The organism is Bradyrhizobium sp. NDS-1 (assembly GCF_032918005.1).
GTDB classification, from domain to species: Bacteria; Pseudomonadota; Alphaproteobacteria; order Rhizobiales; family Xanthobacteraceae; genus Bradyrhizobium; species Bradyrhizobium tunisiense.
Genome location: NZ_CP136628.1, coordinates 5,078,175 through 5,096,863, shown reverse-complemented (window position 1 = coordinate 5,096,863; position 18,689 = coordinate 5,078,175). Strand labels below are relative to the sequence as shown.

Genomic DNA, 18,689 nt, shown 5'->3' with positions numbered 1-18,689 from the left:
CGATCTTTGGAATGGATACAGGTCCGCGTGGAACTGACCGTGAGGAAAGCCTTCGAGCAAAGCCACAGCCATTTGCCGGAGCGAATTGCAGTCATATTGGTTCACAGCCCGCTCGCGGCGCTGATCGGCCGAGAGCCGCTCACGCGCATGAACTATCTCCTCGAGATTGCGTCGCTCCATACCAAGGCCGAGCTTCTTGCACAGCCGGGCCTGGGACGGCCCGGCGTACGCCGGATCGAGAGGTGGATGGATTTTCATGGACGTCGCGTGCGCGACGTCAGCGAGAGTCTCGATAGTGTGATCTGCAATTTTACGTTCCGGCGCTCTTCCGCCCGAAAAAGCGGTCGCCGCTGCCTTTCTCTGCCGGCAATCGTCTCGATTTCGGAAGAGCGCTTGCGCAAAACGGCTCGGTAAGATCGTTGTTTGGGCGCGAATGTCACCGCTAGTTGCAGCAGAGCCGCTTCCCGCGGCGCTTAAAGGGTGTGTCAGAGCTTGGCTCTGATCCAGCCAAGTACGATCTGGTAGCACCACGCGAGGTCTGGACGATCCATTGCGGTCAAGGTTGCGCTCCATCTCGTGCGCCCATTCTTTGTCGTCCTTGCGCCGGCAGAAAGTCTCGGAGATGGCGTCCTCGGCCTATATGGTTCCTACAAATCGGACGCCTCCGGCCGCGTGCTCTACCACTATTCCACGCCGGTCGACTGGCGCGCATGGACGTCACGACGAGCTTGAATTGCCAAAGGAGCGAGATTGTCATTTGCGTTGAGGCATGCCCGTCGGAATGATTGTCTGAACGATCGAAGAATCCAACGCTTCGTAATCGCTCAGTCCAATCGTTGCGTACAGCTCCGCGCGCGTCTGCATCCGATCGATGACCTTGTGCGTACCGCCATCCCGCGAGATCGCTGCGTAAAGCTCGGCTTGTGCCTTGTTGGCCATCCGCAAGGAAGAGACCGGCCAGATCACCATGGCATAGCCCATTGCCTCGAACTCTGCGGCCGTGAAGAACGGCGTCTTACCGAACTCCGTCATGTTGGCGAGCAGCGGCACGCCCGGCATGCGCTCGGCAAAAGCGCGAAACATCTCGGCGGTGTTGAGCGCCTCCGGAAAGATCGCATCGGCGCCCGCTTCCATGTAGAGCTTTGCGCGGGCGACCGCGCCGTCGAGGCCCTCGCTTGCTGCGGCATCGGTCCTGGCGATGATCACGAGGTCGCGCCGCGCTTTCGCTGCCGCCGCGACCTTGGCCGACATGTCGTGCGGGTCGGCAATCTTCTTGTCGTTCAGATGGCCGCACTTCTTGGGCAGGATCTGGTCCTCCAGATGAAGAGCGGCCGCGCCTGCGTCCTCGAAGACGCGGGTGGCATGCATCACGTTCAGTGTCTCGCCGTAGCCGGTGTCGGCATCGACGAGCAGCGGAAGTCCCGACGCGCGGGTGATCTGGCGAACGAAGAAAGCGACTTCGTCCACGGTGATGATGCCGAGATCGGGTAAGCCCATCGATGCGGTCATGGCCGCGCCCGACAGATAGAGCGCCTCGAAGCCCGCCGCCTTGGCCTGCAGCGCCGCCATGCCGTTGTGAGCGCCCGGCAGTTGCAGAATGCCGGGCTGCTTCAACAGCGCCCGAAAACGCTGGGCGGCGGATTCGCGGGGAAGTTCGGCGGCAACCAGATAAGTCATCGTTCAGGGCTCCGGATCAGATCATGCGCTGCGCCGCGCCTGCGCGGTCGCCTTGGCGGTTCGATAGAACACGTTGCCCTCGAACAGTCGCCGCGCGGTGCGATAGACCGCGCCATGAATGGCGCGGGCCTTCGCGGGGTCGTCGGCATGTTCGACCGCTGCATCGACCACTGTCGTGCCGGAGGGATGGGCGATGGTGATCGGGCCATCGCCGGCGCGGGCCAACCGGTTTGCCAACGTGCCCTTGATGCGGACCGCGATCGCAAGGCAGGTAGCACCGGTGATCGGCACTGCGCGATGCGGCTGGCCGATCGAGATCATCCGGATACCGAGCGACATCTCCGAAGGCTGCAGGTGTCGTCCCGACAAGGTCGTCATCTGCCTGGGCGACACGATCATCGCAACCTTGGGCACGCTCGGGATCTTTGCGGCGGCCGCGACATCGGGCGCGAGGCCCATCGCCACCGAGGCTGCGCATCGTATTGCTTCCATCGTCGCGAGGAAGACCGGATCGCTCTCGAGCGTATCAGGCATTTCGTCGCCTGCCTTGCCGACCGAATTTGCCGCGACGAAGACGCATGGGTTGGCGGCGTCGACCAGCGAGGCCTCGATCGTGCCGAGACCAGCGATCTCGAATTGATCGCAGGCGCGTCCAGTCGGGAGCAGGCGTCCAGTCCTTGTTCCGCCGGGATCGACGAATTCGAGCCGGACCGGTGCTCCCTGTCCGCCGACGCCGTCGATCGTCATGTCGCCGTCGATCTCGACCTCACCGTCAGTCATGGGGAAGCGCGCGACGATGATCTTGCCGGTGTTGGTGTTGTGAACGCGCACGACCGCTTCGCCGTTCGCGGGCGCGCTCACCAGGCCTTCGCTGACAGCAAACGGGCCCATCGCCGAAGACATGTTGCCGCAATTGGCGCTGTAATCGACCGTGGCACGCTTCACCTCGATCTGCGCGAACGTATAATCGATGTCGGCATCGGGGCGCGTCGGCGCGCCGACCACGCAGACCTTCGACAGCGACGACAGCCCGCCGCCCATGCCGTCCAATTGGCGGCCGTTGGGGTCGGGCGAGCCCATAACTGCCAGGAAGATCGGATCCCAAAGCGCGGGATCTGCTGGCAGGTCCTGTCTGTTGAACACGACGGCCTTCGAGGTGCCGCCGCGCATGAAAGTCGCCTTGAGCTTGTTCTGGGGCATCGAGCGATCCATTGCATACCATTGTATACTCTGGATACCACTGTATACATTCATGGTCCGGCCTGCTACCCTTATTCTATGCAGTGGACGCTAATGGCCTCGTTCCAGACAGGCATCGCGACGCCGAATATCCTGCGTCGGTCATATGCTCCGTGCGTCGGAAGGATCAGGCGCAGATCAATGATAGACGGCCTGCGCCTCACGCTCGCATGGGGCGGCTGCTGCCGAATGAGATCGGGAAGACTTCATGAACGACGACATGGTGTTGCCGGACCGCGCGAAGTTCGCATCTGCTGCCGATTACGCTTACGCAGCGCTGCGGCGTGAGATCGTCGAGGGGCGCTTTGCCCCCGGGCGGCGCATGCGCGAAGTCGAATTGGCGGAACACCTCGGCATCAGCCGAACGCCGACGCGGCAGGCGTTGACGCGTCTCGAGCTCGAAGGCCTGCTCGATCTTCGCCCGCGAACCGGGCTGGTCGTGTCTGTGCTCGACATGGATGCGGTCGAAGAACTCTATGAGATGCGCGCGGCGCTCGAAGGCACCGCGGCGGCGATGGCCGCCAAGCATGCAAGTCCAAAAGACCTTGCCGCACTTGCCCGGCTCATCGCCGAAGGTGACAAGCTTGATCGCGATCCGCTGAAGCTCTATCGGCACAACAGGGAACTCCACGACGCCATTCAGGTCGCGGCGCACAACCGCTATCTCGAGAAGAGCTTGTCGGCCCTTCAGGATGCGATCGCGCTCCTCGGGCCGACAACCTTGGCTGACAAGGGCCGCTTCGCTGTCGCCCAGGCCGAGCACGCCGCCATCGTGCAGGCGATTTCGCAGAGAGACGACGAGAGGGCCAACGAACTCGCGCGCACGCATGTTCTCAATGCGCTCGAGACCCGTCGTGCAATCCTGGCGAAGGAACGCGAGTTGGAAGCGCGCCGCGAGCACGACGGCGCCTGAACTAACCCGCGCGCTGCTAAGCCTGTTGCGTTCAGCACCGCCTCGATCGGCCATCTGCTCCCATAAATTTCAGTAACCGACTGTTTTCATGAGGCTTTCCTCGGAAAACGGCGTCGGCCAGAATTATCTTGCATTCCAATGTATACAGAAGTATTCACAAGCATACAGAGCACAGAAGACGCAGGCGGGAAGGAACGGAAATGCACGAAGAGTTCGATGTGATCGTCGTTGGCGCTGGAAACGCTGCCTTGGCTGCGGCGGTCTCGGCGAAGGAAAACGGCGCGGATCGTGTCGTCGTTCTCGAAAAGGCTCCCCGCGAAATGCGAGGCGGAAACACCCATTGGAGCGGCGGTGTGCTGCGCTTTGCCTATGACGAACCGCGCGAGATCGGTGCTCTGCTGCCGGGGATCGAGGACGAGTTCGAGAATTTCTACGAAGGCATCTCGCCCTACACGCAGGAAGACTTTCACGGCGATCTCATGCGCGTCACCAATGGGCGGACGGACCCCATCCTGTCGCGTCTTCTCGTGTCGAACTCGCAGGCGACCGTTCGCTGGATGAAGGACACCGGCGCCATCAAGATGGAGCCGGCGATCAGCCTGTCCGCCGTCAAGAAGGACAACGTCATGGTCTGGGCGCGCGGCCTCGTCGTGCGCGCCGCGCATGAGGGCGTCGGTCTTTCGCGCAGCTGGTTCTCGACCTGCGAGCGCATGGGCATCGAGGTGCGATACGGCAATGCCGTCTCGGAGCTGCTCGTCGACGACAATGGCTGCGTCGTCGGCGTCAAGACCAAGGACGAGGAGGGCATTCGCTCGCTCGGCGCCAAAGCCGTGGTGCTCGGCTGCGGCGGCTTTGAGGCGAATGTCCAGATGCGCACGCAGCATATCGGCCCGCTGGTCGGCGCCGCGAAAGTCCGCGGCACGCCGCACAATCAGGGCGACGGCTTGCGAATGGCGCTGGCCATCGGCGCCATGCCGTGGGGACAATGGAGCGGATGCCACGCCACACCGATCAGCGCGGACTGGGGCGACTTCGCGCCGCGTGAAATGACCGACCGCAGCAACCGTCTGTCCTACGTCTATTCGGTGATGATCAACCGCAAGGGCAAGCGCTTCGTCGATGAGGGCGAAGACGGCGCGCTCTTCACCTACGCCAAGTTTGGCCGAGCAATCCTGGCCGAGCCGGGCGCCAAGGCCTATCAGCTCTTCGACAGCAAGGTCGTCCACCTGCTCGAGCCGCGCTATGCGACCAGCGACCCGATTAAGGCCAATTCGCTGGAGGAGCTGATCGCGCAGCTCGATATCGACGACAAGGCGCAGGCCCTCAAGACGGTCCTCAACTATAACGACCACGCGCGATCGGCGGACGAGGGCTTCGATCCCACCAAGAAGGACGGCCTCTCGACCAAGGGGCTCGATCTCGAAAAGACCAACTGGGCGCTCCGTCTGGACAAGCCCCCTTACTATGCCTACAGCGCGACTGGCGGCATCACCTTCACGTTCGGCGGTCTGAAGATCAACGAGAATGCCGAGGTGATCGGCACCGACTGGCGCCCCATCAAGGGTCTGTACTGCTGTGGCGAGCTGGTCGGCGGCCTGTTCTACGACAATTATCCCGCAGGTACCGGCCTCGTCTCGGGTGCGACCTTCGGCAGGATCGCGGGGCGCAACGCCGCGGGCGTGCAGAGCGTGACGCAGGCCAAAGCGGTGGCATCGCGATGAGCGCCAGCACCACGATGATGGGCCTGGCGGAGCGGATCCGCGCCTACGATCCGCTGCAACGAGATGCGATGGCTGTGGCGCGCGCGCGGGCAGCCATCATCACGGCGTTCGGCCGGACGCTGTCCGGCGCGCCGAGCGCAATCACCACGGCATTGCTGGCGACGTCAGGTGTCGCCACGGTTGGCGGCTCGTCGCTTGTGTTCGGTACCGAACGGCGCACGAGCGCCATCGAGGCAGCTTTGGTCAACGCCACGGCGACCGTGGCCGGGTCCAAGGAATCACTCGATGCCGCGAGCGGAGCCTTTATCGTTTCGGTGTTCGGCCTCTGCGAGGAGCGCGGAAAGACGGGGCAGGAGTTCGTTGATGCGTTGATTGCGGGGGCCGAGATCGCGCGGTCTCTGCCGTCGGCTGGCCGGCTCGGAGCTGCCTTGCTGGGCAGCGTCGCCGCCGCGGCACGGTTGCTCGGGCTGAGCGCCGCGAAGATTGCAGCCGCGCTGCTGATGGCGGGCGTGGCAAAGGCCGGCGCGGACGGGCAGGGCGGAGCTGAAGCGCTCATGGTCGGTCAAGGCCTGAGAAACGCCTTGCTCGCGGCACTGCTGGCCGAAGCGATGGACGAGACATCCTGCAAGCAAATGATCGAAGGCGACCAGCGCGCCGCTGGCAAGGCCGTTCCGGGAGCGGAAGCGCTCGATCTTCTGGCGCTCCAATCGCCGCCGGGGACCGATCTCTGGGATCGGTTCGATCAACACGTCGGCGCCATCCTGCCGCGTGATGACGTCGCACCGCTGTTCGAGCGGCTCGAGACGATCGAGAAGGTGAAGGACCTCGCGACGGTCTCGCGCCTGTTGCAGGGGCGCGGCATGCGAGCGGCGCCAAAGAAGGTCGTCTTCGCGCCCCGCGGAACGCATGAGCCGGAGGAGACCAATTGGGTCCCTTGACCCCGCGAACGAGGGCGATGGCGTGAAACCGCCATCGCAAACGACTGGCATTGCCTGACAAGAAAAAGCCGAGCCTGAAAACAAACGAGCAAGGCAGACAAGAGCAACATCTGGGGAGAGATTGGAATGAAGCGTTTTGAGTTGATTGCCGTGCTGGCCGCGTCGGTCGTCTGTTCCGCTGCGTATGCCGAAGACAGTGTCACGATTGGCGTGCACGCCAGCTTTTCCGGTGCTGGCGCCGCGTTCGCGGAAGGCATGCTCGCCGCCACCGATTTTGCCGCTGAGGACGTCAACAAGGACGGCGGCCTCGAGGTCGGTGGCAAGCGCTACAAGATCCTGTTCAAGCAATATGACGACCGCTACCGCGCCGCGGACGCGGTCACCGCGATGGATCGCCTCATGATCCAGGACGGAATCCGCTTCGTGGTCGGCCCGATGGGCTCGGCGGCAGCGGTGGCGACCAAGGACCAGACCACCTCCGGAAAAGTCATTACCATGACTCTGGCTTTCACGCCGCGAGCGCTCGGCGCCGACGCCCCGTTCGCCTACCGTCCCGTGATCACGACCGGCGAGTTCTCCGACCCGCAGGTGGCGTGGCTGATGAAGAGCACGTCGGCCAAGCAGGTCGTGTCGCTGCTCCCGAACGACGAGACCGGGCAGCAGATCGGCGTGGCGAATTTCAACTCCTACGCTAAGGCCGGCACCAAGTTGCAGGTCGAATATTTCGAGCGTGAGCGCGTCGACTTCGTGCCCATTCTCACGCGCATCCTGATGAAGGCGGACGGCCTCGAGCTTGGCGGCAATTCTCCGACCACCGCCGGGCTGATCCTCAAGCAGGCCCGCGAGCTCGGTTACCGCGGCCCGGTCTTCGTCACCGGCGGCGACGTCTCGGCGGAGATGCTGAAGGTCGCTGGCAAGGACGCGGCCGAAGGCACCTACGTCCATCTGCCGATCGACACCGGCCTGCCGGACACCGCGGCCTACGTTGCCCGCTTCAAGGCCAAGTACGGGCAGAACATGAACGGCTTCAGCCCGTTCTTCTATGCCGGCCTGCAGATGCTGTTCACGGCCATGAAGAAGGCCGGGACCGTCGACGACGCGACCAAGATTGCCAAGACCCTCGATGGGCTGGTGGATGTCCCGACCGCGATGGGGAAGGCGGGTTGGACCGGCGAACCGAAATACGGGATCAAGCACCAGATCGATCTCCCGTTCTATGTCGGGCAGATCAAGGATGGCGTGGTAACGAAAGTCGCCACCTGCGATGTCAACGCTTGCAAGTAAGCGTCCGCTGAAACGGGTGAGGCGCCGCGCGCGCCTCGCCGATGCGATTGGAGTCGTCCCGTGAGCATGGACATCATTCTGGCCCAGACGATCGTAAATGGCCTCATGGTCGGCATGATCTATGTGCTGATGGCCATCGGTTTCACAATGGTGTTCGGCATCATGCGCATCGTCAATTTCGCGCATGGCGAGTTCTACATGGTCGGCGCATTCCTTTTCGCCATCCTATACGGGAGCAACGAGTTGCCGTTCGCCGTCAGCGTTATGCTCGCCGTCGGCGCCACGGCCCTGCTCGGGCTGGTGATGGAGTTGGTCGTCTTCCGCCGCTTTCGCGGCAACGAGCTAAACGGCATGATCGCCTCGGTCGGTGTCGCTCTCATCATTCAGAACAGCGCACTGCTGACGTGGGGATCCTCGCCACGCACCGTGCCGCCCGTCGTCTCCGGCGTTCTCTCCGTTGGCGGGATCGTATTCCCCTGGTCGCGGCTGGTGGTCATCATCGGGGCGATCGTCGCCGTCGTGTCGCTCAATCTGTTGATCGGGTATACCCGGATCGGCCGCGCCATGCGGGCGGTGGCGCAGGACTCCGAGATTGCCCAGGTGCAGGGCATTCGCGTCGACGTCATCTTTCCTGCGGCGTTCGTGCTCGGGGTCAGCCTCGCGGCCTTCGCCGGCGTCCTGATGGCGCCGGTCCTGTCGGTCTCGCCCTTCATCGGGCTGGCGCCAACACTGAAGGCCTTCGTGATCGTCGTCATTGGCGGGCTTGGCAGCGTTCCCGGCGCGGTTGTCGGCGGGCTGCTGATCGGCCTGATCGAGAGTTTTGCGGGCACCTTCGTCAGCGCCTCGCTGTCCGAGATTCTTCAGTTCCTGGTCGTGATCGCCGTCGTGTTGCTGCGCCCGCAAGGCCTGCTCGGCCGAAAGGAGCGTGAGGCGTGAAGTCTCCAACCATCAAGCCCCTGCATTATACCTGCGTCCTCGTCGCGGTTGCGCTTGCGGCGCTGCTGCCCTGGCTCGCGCCGAACCAGTTCTACATTCACCTCGCGACGGTCGGCTGCATCAACCTGATGCTCGTGCTTGGCCTTGCCATCATTGCCCGCGCGGGCCAGCTCTCCATGGGCCATGGCGGCTTTGCGCTGGTCGGCGGATATGTCTCCGCTCTGTTGTCGATGAAAGGCTGGCCGCCTCTGCTGACGCTGTTCATCGCAGGATTGGTTGCCGCCGTGATCGCCGCCGCCCTGGGCTGGATCATCCTGCGTCTGCGCGGCGTGTATTTCGTGCTGGTGGCCTTTGCGTTCAGCCAGATCGCGGTGCTGCTCGCGCTGGACATGAGCTCGATCACCGGAGGCGCGAACGGGCTCGTCGGCGTGCCTCCGATTTCGATCTTTGGCCATGTCCTTCGCGCCAAGCCGCAGTTCTATCCCTTTGCGCTCGGCTGCGCGTTGACGACGCTGCTTCTCACCTGGCTGCTCTACCGCTCGCCACTGGGGACGATGATGGCGGCCACCGCCGAGAACCAGCGTCTCACCGAATCCAGTGGGATCGACACGCACCGGGTCCAGGTGATCGCCTTCACGATCGGATCCGGCATCGCAGGCTTTGCCGGTGCATTGTCGACGCACTACCTCCGCTTCATTTCTCCTGATTCCTACACGTTCTGGGAATCCGTCTCCTACCTGACGATGCTGGTTGTCGGCGGCCGCGACGGCGTGCTCGGGCCAGTCGTCGGCGTTCTCGTCCTCACGCCCCTGCCGGAGTTGCTGCGATCCACCGAAGGCCTCCAGCACATCATCTACGGGACGGTGCTGGTGCTCTGCCTGATGTTCGTGCCGAATGGCCTTGCGAGCATTGTCCAGATGTGGCGTGCGCGCCAGCGCGTCACGACGACCAGCGCAACCCTCGTCGCCGGGGAAGTGCCATGAGCATGCTCAAGGTCGACAACCTGAAGCGCTCCTTCGGCGGCCTTGTCGCCGTCCGCGACGTCACCTTCGAGGTCAACGAAGGCGACTTTCTCGGCCTGATTGGCCCGAACGGCGCAGGCAAGACCACGCTGTTCAACGTCGTCTCCGGCGTCCTCCGGCCTTCAGCGGGCACGGTCCGGTTCATGGATCGCGACATCTCCGGGCAACCTGCCAACCAGACGGTGCGCCAGGGGCTCTCGCGGACCTTCCAGGCTGCAACCATCTACCCGGAGGCGACGGTCATCGAGAACGTCTCGCGCGGTACGCTGGGCTCGAGCCTGACCGGCCTGTGGGGCGGGTTTCTCTCGAACAAGTGGCGGACTGCCGTGGAAGAGAAGGCGCTGCATGTGCTTGACCTGCTCGGGTTGGCGCGCCGTGTGGGCCTGAAGGCGCGCGAACTGTCCTATGGCGAGCAGCGACGCCTTGGCGTTGCGATCGCGCTTGCCAGCGAACCCCGGCTGTTGATGCTCGATGAGCCGGTAGCCGGACTCAACCCTGAAGAGGCGGCCGAGCTCGAGTCGGTTCTGCGCCGGGTCAAGGCGGAGCGCGGCGTCACCATGGTGATGGTCGAGCACCACATGCGCACCGTGATGGGCCTGTGCAATCGCGTCGTGGTGCTGGATCACGGCACGCTGATCGCGCAGGGAACGCCTGCGGAAGTCGTATCGAACCCGGTCGTGATCGAGGCTTATCTCGGCAAGGAAGCGGTTCATGCTTGATGTTCGCGGGATCTGCGTCGCCTACGGCCCCCTCACGGCGGTCCGCAATCTGAGCCTGTCCGTTGCCGACGGGTCCATCGTGTCTCTGATAGGCTCGAATGGAGCGGGCAAGACGACCACGATGAAGGCCATCATCGGGTTGAAGCCGGTGAGCGGTGGGGAGATCTATTTCGACGGCGAGCGCATCGATGGCGTCGCCGCTCCGCAGCGGGTCGGGCGTGGCATTGCCCTGTCGCCGGAGGGGCGGCGCGTATTCCCGCAGATGAGCGTCCTGGATAACCTCCTGGTCGGCGGCTACTCGCGGCGCGACAAGGCGCAGCAGAAGAAGACGCTGGACCAGATCTACGGATATTTCCCGCGCTTGGTGGAGCGGCGAAGCCAGATGGCAGGATCTCTATCGGGCGGCGAACAGCAGATGGTCGCCATCGGCCGCGCGCTCATGGCAAGGCCGCGCCTGCTGCTGCTGGACGAACCCTCGCTTGGGCTTGCTCCGATCATCGTCGACGAGATCGCGCGCATCATCGCCGAGATCAACCGTGATATCGGTGTGTCCATCGTCCTGGTCGAACAGAATGCAAAGCTTGCGCTGAACCTTTGCCATGAGGCCTTTGTGCTGGAAACGGGCGCGGTCGCGCTCAGTGGAAAGGGCCAGGACCTCCTGGCCAGCGACTATGTGCGCCGGGCCTATCTTGGTATCTGAAATGAATCTGTCTGGGAATTCCGGAGTTTTGACATGACTGGCACTTCGACCTTCGGCTTCATCGGTTTGGGCGTCATGGGTGAGCCCATGTGCCGGCACCTGGTGCAGAAGACGAAGCAGACCGTGCTGATCTACGACATCAACCCTGAGCCGGTGGCGCGCCTGGTTCAGGCCGGCGCCATCGATGCTGGTTCGATCGCCGGGCTCGCGAAAGCCGACATCATCTTCATTTCCATGCCGAGCGGCGAGCATCTCAAGAAGATCTGCGAGATGCCCGGCGGGCTTCTCGAGCTTGCGCATGCCGGTCAGACCATCGTCGACCTCTCGACCAGCCCGTTGAAGCTGACACGTGAGCTGGCTGGCGTCTTCGCGTCGAAGGGCGCCGATTATGCCGATGCCCCTGTCGCCCGGACGCGCGCCGCGGCCGAAGCCGGAACGCTGGCCATTTCCGTCGGCGCCAGCGAAGGTGTGTTCGCGCGCATCGAGCCGCTGCTCCGATGCTTCGCCAGCGAGGTCACCCATTGTGGCGAGGTCGGATCGGGACAGGTGGTGAAGATCCTCAACAATATGGTTGTGGTCGGAACCGTGACCGCCTTGTGCGAAGCCGCCGCGATCGCGAACGCCGCGGGTGTCTCGACCGAAACCTTGTTCGATGCCTTCTCCAAGGGCTCCGCGGATAGCTTTGCGCTGCGCAATCACGGATACAAGGCCGTTGCGGCGCGCGAGTTTCCCGAGCGGGTGTTCTCGACTGACTACATGCACAAGGACGTGTCTTACGCGCTCGACATGGCGAAGGACGCCGGGATCGAGGCGAGGGAAGCTGCGCTCGGCGCCAGCCTTCTGACCGAGGCCTCTCGGGCCGGTTTAGGAGCGAATTACTGGCCGGTCATCGTGAAGATCATCGAGCGGACCTCGAAGTAGAGGTCAGACGCCGGCTGCCGGGTCTGAAAACGAAGCAATCAACGGGAGGGGTTCATGCGGGTGCTGTTGTTGACGATCGCGCTGCTTCTGTCGAACGGGAGCCTGGCGTCAGCGGAAAACTATCCCTCGCAGAGAATCACAGTCGTCGCTCCCTTTGCCCCTGGCAGCGGGACCGACGGCGTTGCGCGAATCGTGTTCCAGAGACTATCTGAATTGCTGAAGACGACGATTGTGATCGATAACCGCGTTGGCGCGAACGGCGCGGTGGGTGCTACGGCCGCGGCACGTTCGGCGGCGGACGGATACACCTTGCTGATGGGCGGCACTTCGACGCATGCCGCCAATCCCAGCATGCTGAAGTCGATCCAGTACGATCCCGTCGCCGACTTCGTTCCGATTTCGCAGTTCGGGCTGTTTCCCTATTTTCTGATCATCGCCCCCGGCCTATCCGTAGAGAGCGTTGCCGACCTCGTGACACTGGCCAAGAGCAAGCCGGGCACGCTGACATTCGGCTATGCCAACGCCCTGGGACAATTGTCCGGCGAAGCTTTCAAGCGCAGGGCAGGGATAGACATTGCCGCGGTGCCGTACCGGAATAGCCCGCAGGTCGTGACTGACATCATCGCGCAGCGTGTCTCGATGACGTTCACGGACATGGCGCCCGCGGTTTCGCAGGTGGAGGCCGGTTCAGCCCGCGCGCTTGCAACGACAAACATTGCCCGCGCCTCGCGGTTTCCGAAGATCCCGACCATGAAGGAAGGAGGCCTCGAGTTCATCAACATCTCCGCGTGGACCGGCCTTTTCGCTCCCAAAGGCACGCCTTCGGAAGTCGTCGCAAAGCTCTCGGAGGGTGTGCGCGAGGTGCTGGCGGAGCCCGAGATCAAAAGCCGTCTCGCCGATATCGGCTTCGAGGTTCAATGGACCGGGCCGGCGGATTTCGCCCAGCACGTCAAGGACGACATCGAATTGTGGGCCGCGACAACGAAGGAAGCTGGCATCGAGCGCCAGTAGGGATCGACATGTCCGACTATGAAATCTATGCGATCCGGTATGCTAGGAAGGACGAGCGCCGCGCATCCGAAAACTTCATCGACAACAGCGATGTGCCCGATACGCCGATGCCGCTGGATTTCTTCGTCTGGGCGCTGGTTGGCCGGGACCGTACCGTGATCGTCGATACCGGCTTCGACGAGAAGGCTGGCAACCCGCGCAACTATGCCGTGACGCGTCCGGTCGCCGAAGGCTTGAGGCAGATCGATATCAATCCGGACAGCGTCAAGGACGTCATCCTCACCCACATGCATTGGGACCATGCCGGCAACCACGAATTGTTTCCGCGAGCGCGTTATCACGTCCAGGAGCGTGAGATGCATTTCTGCACCGGCCGCTGCATGTGCGACGCCGAGCAGAAGAAGGCCTACAACGCCGAGGACGTCAGCCATATCGTCAAACGGAATTTCGAAGGGCGCGTGACCCTTCATGATCCCAACTCCGCTTTCGACGACGGAATATCCCTGCACTGGCTGGGCGGCCATACCGCGGGACTTCAGGTCGTGAGGGTGAAGACGCGCCGCGGTTATGTGGTGCTGGCCTCCGACGCTTCGCATTATTACGCCAACATTCTGCGGCGCCGGCCCTTTCCGGTCCTGTTTGACACGAACCAGATGCTGAACGGCTTTGCGGTCATGGAGAAGCTGGCGGATAGCCCGTCGCACATCATTCCCGGTCACGACCGGCAGGTCCTCTCGCTGTTTCCTCCCGCCCGCGAAGGGATCGACGGGATCGCGCGATTGGACGTCGATCCTCTCGGGAGCCCAGTCTAACCATCAACCGAAGCCAAACGTCCCGTCCGGATGAGACAGGCAATTCGCCAGTTGCGGAGACAATCGACTATGCCAAAGAAGTACGGAATTGCCATTGCAAACGAGACGGTCAGTGCGCCGAACCAGGAATGGTTCGCGGCCATAAACCCCTATACCCGCGAGGAATGGGCGCAGGTCGCACAGGCGACCCCCGTGCAGGTCGGCGACGCGATCGCGGCGGCGCGACGGGCCTATGATTCCGTCTGGAGCAAGACCACGGGTCTTGCCCGCGCGACCTTGCTGAACAAGCTCGCCGATCTGCTCGACGCGCAGGCCGAGCGCATCGCCGTCATGGAGAGCACCGACAACGGAAAGATCATCCGCGAGACGCACGGGCAGATGCACTTTGCCGCGCGCGCCTACCGGTTCTTCGCTGGCTGCGCCGACAAGATCTTCGGCGATACCATTCCGCTCGACCAGCGCGATGTGTTCGACTTCACGCGCCGCGAGCCGATCGGCGTTGCGGTTCTCATCACCGCCTGGAATTCGCCGATGGGCCTGCTCGCCAACAAGCTTGCGCCGGCACTGGCGGCGGGCAATTGCGTCGTCATCAAGCCGTCCGAGCATGCGTCAGTGACGACGTTGGAGTTCGCCGAGCTGGTTCGGGAAGCGGGCTTCCCGGCGGGGGTCGTCAATGTCGTGACAGGCGATTACAGGACGGGGCAGGCGCTGCTCGCGAGCGGCCGGATTGACCGCGTCAGTTTCACGGGAAGCCCGAATGTCGGCCGCCAGATCGCGGCGGCCGCGGGCCGGTCCCTTGTCCCTGTGACGCTGGAGTTGGGCGGCAAGTCTCCCAATGTCATCTTCGAGGACGCCGATCTCGACAAGGCGACGGTCGGGGCTCTCGCCGGCATTTTCGGTGCGACCGGGCAGACCTGCATCGCCGGCTCGCGGCTCCTCGTGCAGCGTCCCATTCACGACGAGATCGTGAACCGTCTGGTCGCCCGGGCGCACAAGATCAGGCTCGGCAATCCCCTGGATAAGGCGACGGATATGGGGACCGTGGCGAACGAGCCGCAGTTCGAGCGCATCCTCAAATGTATCGGCGATGCGCAAAGAGAGGGGGCGATTCTCGCGTGCGGCGGAAAGCCCGCGACAGGCGATGCGCTTGGCAACGGCCTGTTCATCGAGCCGACCATCTTCACGGGCGTGGAGAACAAGATGGCGATTGCCCAGGAAGAGGTGTTCGGACCCGTGCTCTCGATTATTCCCTTTGACACGGAAGACGAGGCGATCGGCATCGCTAACGACAGCAAATATGGCCTGGCTTCCGGGATCTGGACCACGAACCTGTCGCGCGCCTTGCGGGTGTCGCGGGCTGTCCACGCCGGAACGGTCTGGGTGAATACCTACCGCGCCTCCAGCGCGATGGCGCCGTTCGGCGGGTTCAAGGAGTCCGGCTTCGGCAAGGAGCGCGGCGTCGCGGCGTTGGACGAGTTCCTGCAGACCAAGAACGTGATGATCGATTTCTCCAACGAGGAGCGCGATCCGTTCGCCCTCAAGATGTGAGCGGCGTGGCCGTCGAACGGCGCCCGCGACTCATCTGGCACAAGGACAAGAGCAACTTGCCCGTCCCAGCGGTCGCGCCGAGGACTACACCACGGGCCGCATCGAGCGGGTCGATCTCGACACCGGCGCGGTGCGGACTCTCTACGAGAGTTGCGGTGGAACGACATCGTCTTCGACGACAAGGGCGGCTTCTGGTTCACGAACCTCGGCAAGACCTATGACCGCCTGATGGACCGCGGCGCGGTCTATTACGCAGGCGTTGACGGCTCGATGATCAAGGAAGCGATCTACCCGATCATGACGCCGAACGGCGTCGGGCTGTCGCCGGACGGGCGCACGCTCTATGTCTCGGAAACCGAGACCAGCCGGGTCTGGAGCTAAACGATCACGGGCGAAGGTGAGGTTGCGCAGGAGCCGTGGCCGTCGCCGAACGGCGGCCGGCTGCTGCACGGGCTGCCGGGCTATCAGCGTTTCGATTCGCTGGCCGTGGAGGCCGGTTGGCAACATTTGCGTTGCAGCACTAGTGCGCGGCGGCATCAGCGTCTTTTCGCCGGATGGTCGGCTGATCGAATTCCACGAGGCCGACGAGGTCTATTGCACCAACATCTGCTTCGGCGGCGCGGACATGCGCACGGCCTTCATCACGCTCTCGGGCACCGGGCGACTGGTCGCCGTGGACTGGCCGCGGCCCGGTCTTGCCCTCAACGACCCCCGCACCGCGCGGCGGTAGGGCGCGACCCCACTGATAAACCTCCCACCCCCGTGTACCGCAGCGACGGATTCATCGCGGGCGAGGGGAGATCTGCGGTTCGTGACAGTCGGCAGCGGGACAGAGAAGACGGCACCGATCATCGGTTCCAAGGAACGTCGGCGCAGGGAATCGGACCGACGCATGCTTCGTGCGGCGGTGGCGCTGATCTGCAAGCATGGCACGGCCGGCGCGAGCCTCGCCGATATCGGCGTCGAAGCCGGTTACAGCCGTCGTCTTCCGGTGCAGCGGGCGATCTCGCGCGCCAAATTGTCGTAGATCTTCATCGACACGTTGGGGTAGGCTGCGCTGAAATCTCGCAGCACGCGCGGGAGCTGATAGGCCGTAATCGTCGGCAGGCATCCGATGGTGACGCGTTCGACCTGGTTGGCGCCGTGTGTGCGAACGCCTTCCAGCGTGTCGGACAATTCGTCGAGCAGCGCGCAAGCCTTCAGCAGCAGCTCGAGGCCGACTGCAGTGAGCGAGACCTGCCGCGTAGTGCGCACGAACAGTGCCACGCCGAGGTCCTCCTCGAACTTCTTCATCCGGTGGCTCAGTGCCGTCTGCGACAGTTGAGATGAGCAGCGGCGCGCAAGAAGCTGCCGCGCTCGGCACGCTCGCGAAGGCCTGCAAGCCCAGAAATCGATCCGCCGAATGGCGTGATGTCGTCCATTCGGATATTCGAACGCTATCGCCCTAGCACTCCAGATCCAGTTGCGGTTCAACAGAATATTGAGGTCGATTCGAGAGCCTCCTTACGCCAACATTTGCCGACGATTTGTCTCGAAGTATTCGATGAGTTCGTCGAGTTGATCTTGCGTGGGCCGTCAGTCGCGCTCTTTGCTCTTTCCCAACAGATTGAGGTGAGTTAACGCGACACGTGCGAGGCGTGCTTCTTCGGAGGACTTGAACGCGCCAGTTTCCCGATACCAATTGAGTGAAAGTCGCCACGCATGTGCATTTCGGCTTTCGGTGCACCATGTGTGCACCGGGGGTCAAACGGGGTACAAACGTGTGCAGTTTCGGCTGGTTTGGAGTGCACACATTCTCCTTCCATCCCCTTGAGGGGACAGGGTAAGCGATTGAAATATCGAGACTATCGCTTTTCCGTCGCCCCGATGACGGATTGGAGCGAGTGTTCAAGTTTTTCAATCGGTTAAAGGGCAGCGTGTGCACGACGTGTGCACCGGGAGGCCAAAGAAAATCTCATCACGGCCAAGATGAGCAGACCTTCTGAGAAGCACGCGGGCGGCCTCAGATCGGCGGACGACTCCAAGCCGACGTTTCCAACGGCGACGAAGAGGGCTGCGTCGCGCAATTCGTCGCTCCGCGCCTATTGCCGCTCGCCCCGGACGCCGAGAATGGTGTTGTCGTTCACCAGTAGTGTAGTGGACAATAGGGCGACCCCGACGAGGCCGCGCAGGGTTCGTAACCGGAAGTCAGGATTGTTAGTTCAGTCGGCTCCGCGGGTCGCGGTCAGTTGCTGGCGATATCGCTCGGCATCCCAATTCACCAACGCAGACTCATTGTTCTGAGTTAGATAGCGGATCTGCGCAGTGAGAGGCAAACGGCAGGTCACCAGGGCGAGACAGCTCAGCATCGCCTCGGCGCCGTCGCTTGCATCCTTGCGAACGACGCAGCCGAGGCCTGGAATGAGCAGTGCGACCGGATGCGGCAGCCCATCCGCCCGCACTCGCGATGTCAGGGCGCGAAGATCCTCGCCTCGTTCCAGCACGGGTAAGCCCGGGCCGAGGAAGACCACATGGTCCGGATAGAGCGAACCGCTGGTCGCAATCGCGCGGCTGTAAGGGTCGATAGCGACGCTATGGCATTGCGGATCTTTTGGCAGGCGATACGCCGTGCCAGCGCAGATTGAGAGAAGCGCGCCGTGATCCGGGGGAATTGCGGAGCGTGGCGCGAGCGCAAGGCGCCTCTCGACCTGGTTCACCAGCGCCTCTGCCGCAGCGCTGGTCTCGGCGCCGACCACCAGCCCGTGATTGCCGAGGATGAGCACATCCACCTTGTCCTGTGCCAGCGCGTCGTTCACGACCTTGGCCAGCGGCAGTCCCGGATGATGATAGTCCAGCCATTGCCAGGCCAGTCCCTCCAGTCGCTTCGCAAACTCCTCCCGCGCGTCGATCCGCACCGCCCATGCAATGGTGTTGACCGAATGCACATGCAGCACGACCGTGTGCGGCATCAGCGCGTGCAGCGAGGTCTCGATCGAGGCGCGCAAGGCCGTGGCCGCGTCGGTCGCGAGGGGAATACGTTCGTCGCCTTGCGCGAGCGCCGCGCGTGCCGCGCCGAGCGATACCGGCACGAAGATGTCCTTGTGCTCGGCATCCGCAAGCCAGGTGCCGGAGGCCTTTACCCAGAGCAGGTCATCCCGCTTGATCGAGGAGTTGCCGCCGGCGCCCTGCACCAGCAGAATATTGCGGCCGACGCGCGCCGACATACGACGAAGCTCGTGGAGCAGGGCAGGTTGCTGTTGCATCGCACG

Annotated in this window: 19 protein-coding genes; 15 read left to right on the top strand and 4 right to left on the bottom strand. The window is 63.3% G+C overall.

The genetic code is table 11. From position 1 onward, the window contains the following. The first annotated feature begins 27 nt into the window (after nt 1-27). On the top strand, nt 28-414 hold the full coding sequence (locus tag RX330_RS24115) for a hypothetical protein (RefSeq protein ID WP_212092579.1): 387 nt from the start codon (nt 28-30) through the stop codon (nt 412-414). 339 nt (nt 415-753) lie between these two features. On the opposite strand, the gene prpB is transcribed toward RX330_RS24115, so the two are convergent. Both prpB and RX330_RS24105 read right to left on the bottom strand, forming a co-directional pair. Next, a complete protein-coding gene (gene prpB, locus RX330_RS24110) occupies nt 754-1,677 on the bottom strand; it encodes a methylisocitrate lyase (RefSeq protein ID WP_317240078.1) in 924 nt (307 codons plus the stop codon). Nucleotides 1,678-1,698: 21 nt separating this feature from the next. Next, nucleotides 1,699-2,931, bottom strand: coding sequence for a 2-methylaconitate cis-trans isomerase PrpF family protein (locus RX330_RS24105; RefSeq protein WP_317240077.1), 1,233 nt, complete (start codon nt 2,929-2,931; stop codon nt 1,699-1,701). Between the two features lie 193 nt (nt 2,932-3,124). Here RX330_RS24105 and RX330_RS24100 point away from each other — a divergent pair, with 193 nt between their 5' ends. The 14 genes from RX330_RS24100 (at nt 3,125) to RX330_RS24035 (ending at nt 16,171) form a co-directional block, all read left to right on the top strand. After that, nucleotides 3,125-3,829, top strand: a complete 705-nt coding sequence (locus RX330_RS24100; protein WP_212092576.1) for a GntR family transcriptional regulator — start codon at nt 3,125-3,127, stop codon at nt 3,827-3,829. Between the two features lie 200 nt (nt 3,830-4,029). After that, a complete protein-coding gene (gene tcuA, locus RX330_RS24095; RefSeq protein WP_212092575.1) occupies nt 4,030-5,550 on the top strand; it encodes an FAD-dependent tricarballylate dehydrogenase TcuA in 1,521 nt (506 codons plus the stop codon). Continuing rightward, nucleotides 5,547-6,488, top strand: coding sequence for an MmgE/PrpD family protein (locus RX330_RS24090; RefSeq protein ID WP_317240076.1), 942 nt, complete (start codon nt 5,547-5,549; stop codon nt 6,486-6,488). The genes tcuA and RX330_RS24090 overlap by 4 nt, the downstream gene beginning before the upstream one ends. A gap of 126 nt (nt 6,489-6,614) precedes the next feature. Continuing rightward, on the top strand, nt 6,615-7,772 hold the full coding sequence (locus tag RX330_RS24085) for an ABC transporter substrate-binding protein (protein WP_317240075.1): 1,158 nt from the start codon (nt 6,615-6,617) through the stop codon (nt 7,770-7,772). A gap of 66 nt (nt 7,773-7,838) precedes the next feature. Beyond that, entirely contained in the window at nt 7,839-8,708 is an 870-nt protein-coding gene (locus RX330_RS24080) for a branched-chain amino acid ABC transporter permease (protein WP_317243961.1), read from the top strand. Further along, nucleotides 8,705-9,691 carry a branched-chain amino acid ABC transporter permease gene (locus RX330_RS24075; RefSeq protein WP_317240074.1) on the top strand — a complete coding sequence of 329 codons (987 nt, stop codon included), beginning with the start codon at nt 8,705-8,707 and terminating at the stop codon, nt 9,689-9,691. Before RX330_RS24080 ends, RX330_RS24075 begins: the two co-directional genes overlap by 4 nt. Next, a complete protein-coding gene (locus RX330_RS24070) occupies nt 9,688-10,449 on the top strand; it encodes an ABC transporter ATP-binding protein (RefSeq protein WP_317240073.1) in 762 nt (253 codons plus the stop codon). Before RX330_RS24075 ends, RX330_RS24070 begins: the two co-directional genes overlap by 4 nt. Next, entirely contained in the window at nt 10,442-11,149 is a 708-nt protein-coding gene (locus RX330_RS24065; protein ID WP_317240072.1) for an ABC transporter ATP-binding protein, read from the top strand. Before RX330_RS24070 ends, RX330_RS24065 begins: the two co-directional genes overlap by 8 nt. Nucleotides 11,150-11,182: 33 nt before the next feature. Further along, entirely contained in the window at nt 11,183-12,070 is an 888-nt protein-coding gene (locus RX330_RS24060) for an NAD(P)-dependent oxidoreductase (protein ID WP_317240071.1), read from the top strand. Nucleotides 12,071-12,124: 54 nt separating this feature from the next. After that, a complete protein-coding gene (locus tag RX330_RS24055; protein WP_317240070.1) occupies nt 12,125-13,081 on the top strand; it encodes a Bug family tripartite tricarboxylate transporter substrate binding protein in 957 nt (318 codons plus the stop codon). Nucleotides 13,082-13,089: 8 nt separating this feature from the next. Continuing rightward, a complete protein-coding gene (locus tag RX330_RS24050; protein ID WP_317240069.1) occupies nt 13,090-13,893 on the top strand; it encodes an N-acyl homoserine lactonase family protein in 804 nt (267 codons plus the stop codon). 69 nt (nt 13,894-13,962) lie between these two features. Continuing rightward, complete coding sequence (locus tag RX330_RS24045) at nt 13,963-15,441, top strand: aldehyde dehydrogenase (protein WP_212092565.1); 1,479 nt, start codon at nt 13,963-13,965, stop codon at nt 15,439-15,441. Nucleotides 15,442-15,591: 150 nt separating this feature from the next. Beyond that, complete coding sequence (locus RX330_RS24040) at nt 15,592-15,822, top strand: SMP-30/gluconolactonase/LRE family protein (protein WP_317240068.1); 231 nt, start codon at nt 15,592-15,594, stop codon at nt 15,820-15,822. 142 nt (nt 15,823-15,964) lie between these two features. Beyond that, the gene (locus tag RX330_RS24035) at nt 15,965-16,171 is read left to right on the top strand and encodes an SMP-30/gluconolactonase/LRE family protein (protein WP_212092563.1); all 207 of its coding nucleotides are present in this window, start codon (nt 15,965-15,967) and stop codon (nt 16,169-16,171) included. Between the two features lie 242 nt (nt 16,172-16,413). Here the strand turns inward: RX330_RS24035 and RX330_RS24030 are convergent, their stop codons facing one another. Both RX330_RS24030 and RX330_RS24025 read right to left on the bottom strand, forming a co-directional pair. Beyond that, on the bottom strand, nt 16,414-16,734 hold the full coding sequence (locus RX330_RS24030) for a LysR family transcriptional regulator (protein ID WP_317240067.1): 321 nt from the start codon (nt 16,732-16,734) through the stop codon (nt 16,414-16,416). A 908-nt stretch (nt 16,735-17,642) separates the two neighbouring features. Further along, on the bottom strand, nt 17,643-18,683 hold the full coding sequence (locus RX330_RS24025) for a class II aldolase/adducin family protein (RefSeq protein ID WP_317240066.1): 1,041 nt from the start codon (nt 18,681-18,683) through the stop codon (nt 17,643-17,645). Between the last annotated feature and the right edge of the window lie 6 nt (nt 18,684-18,689).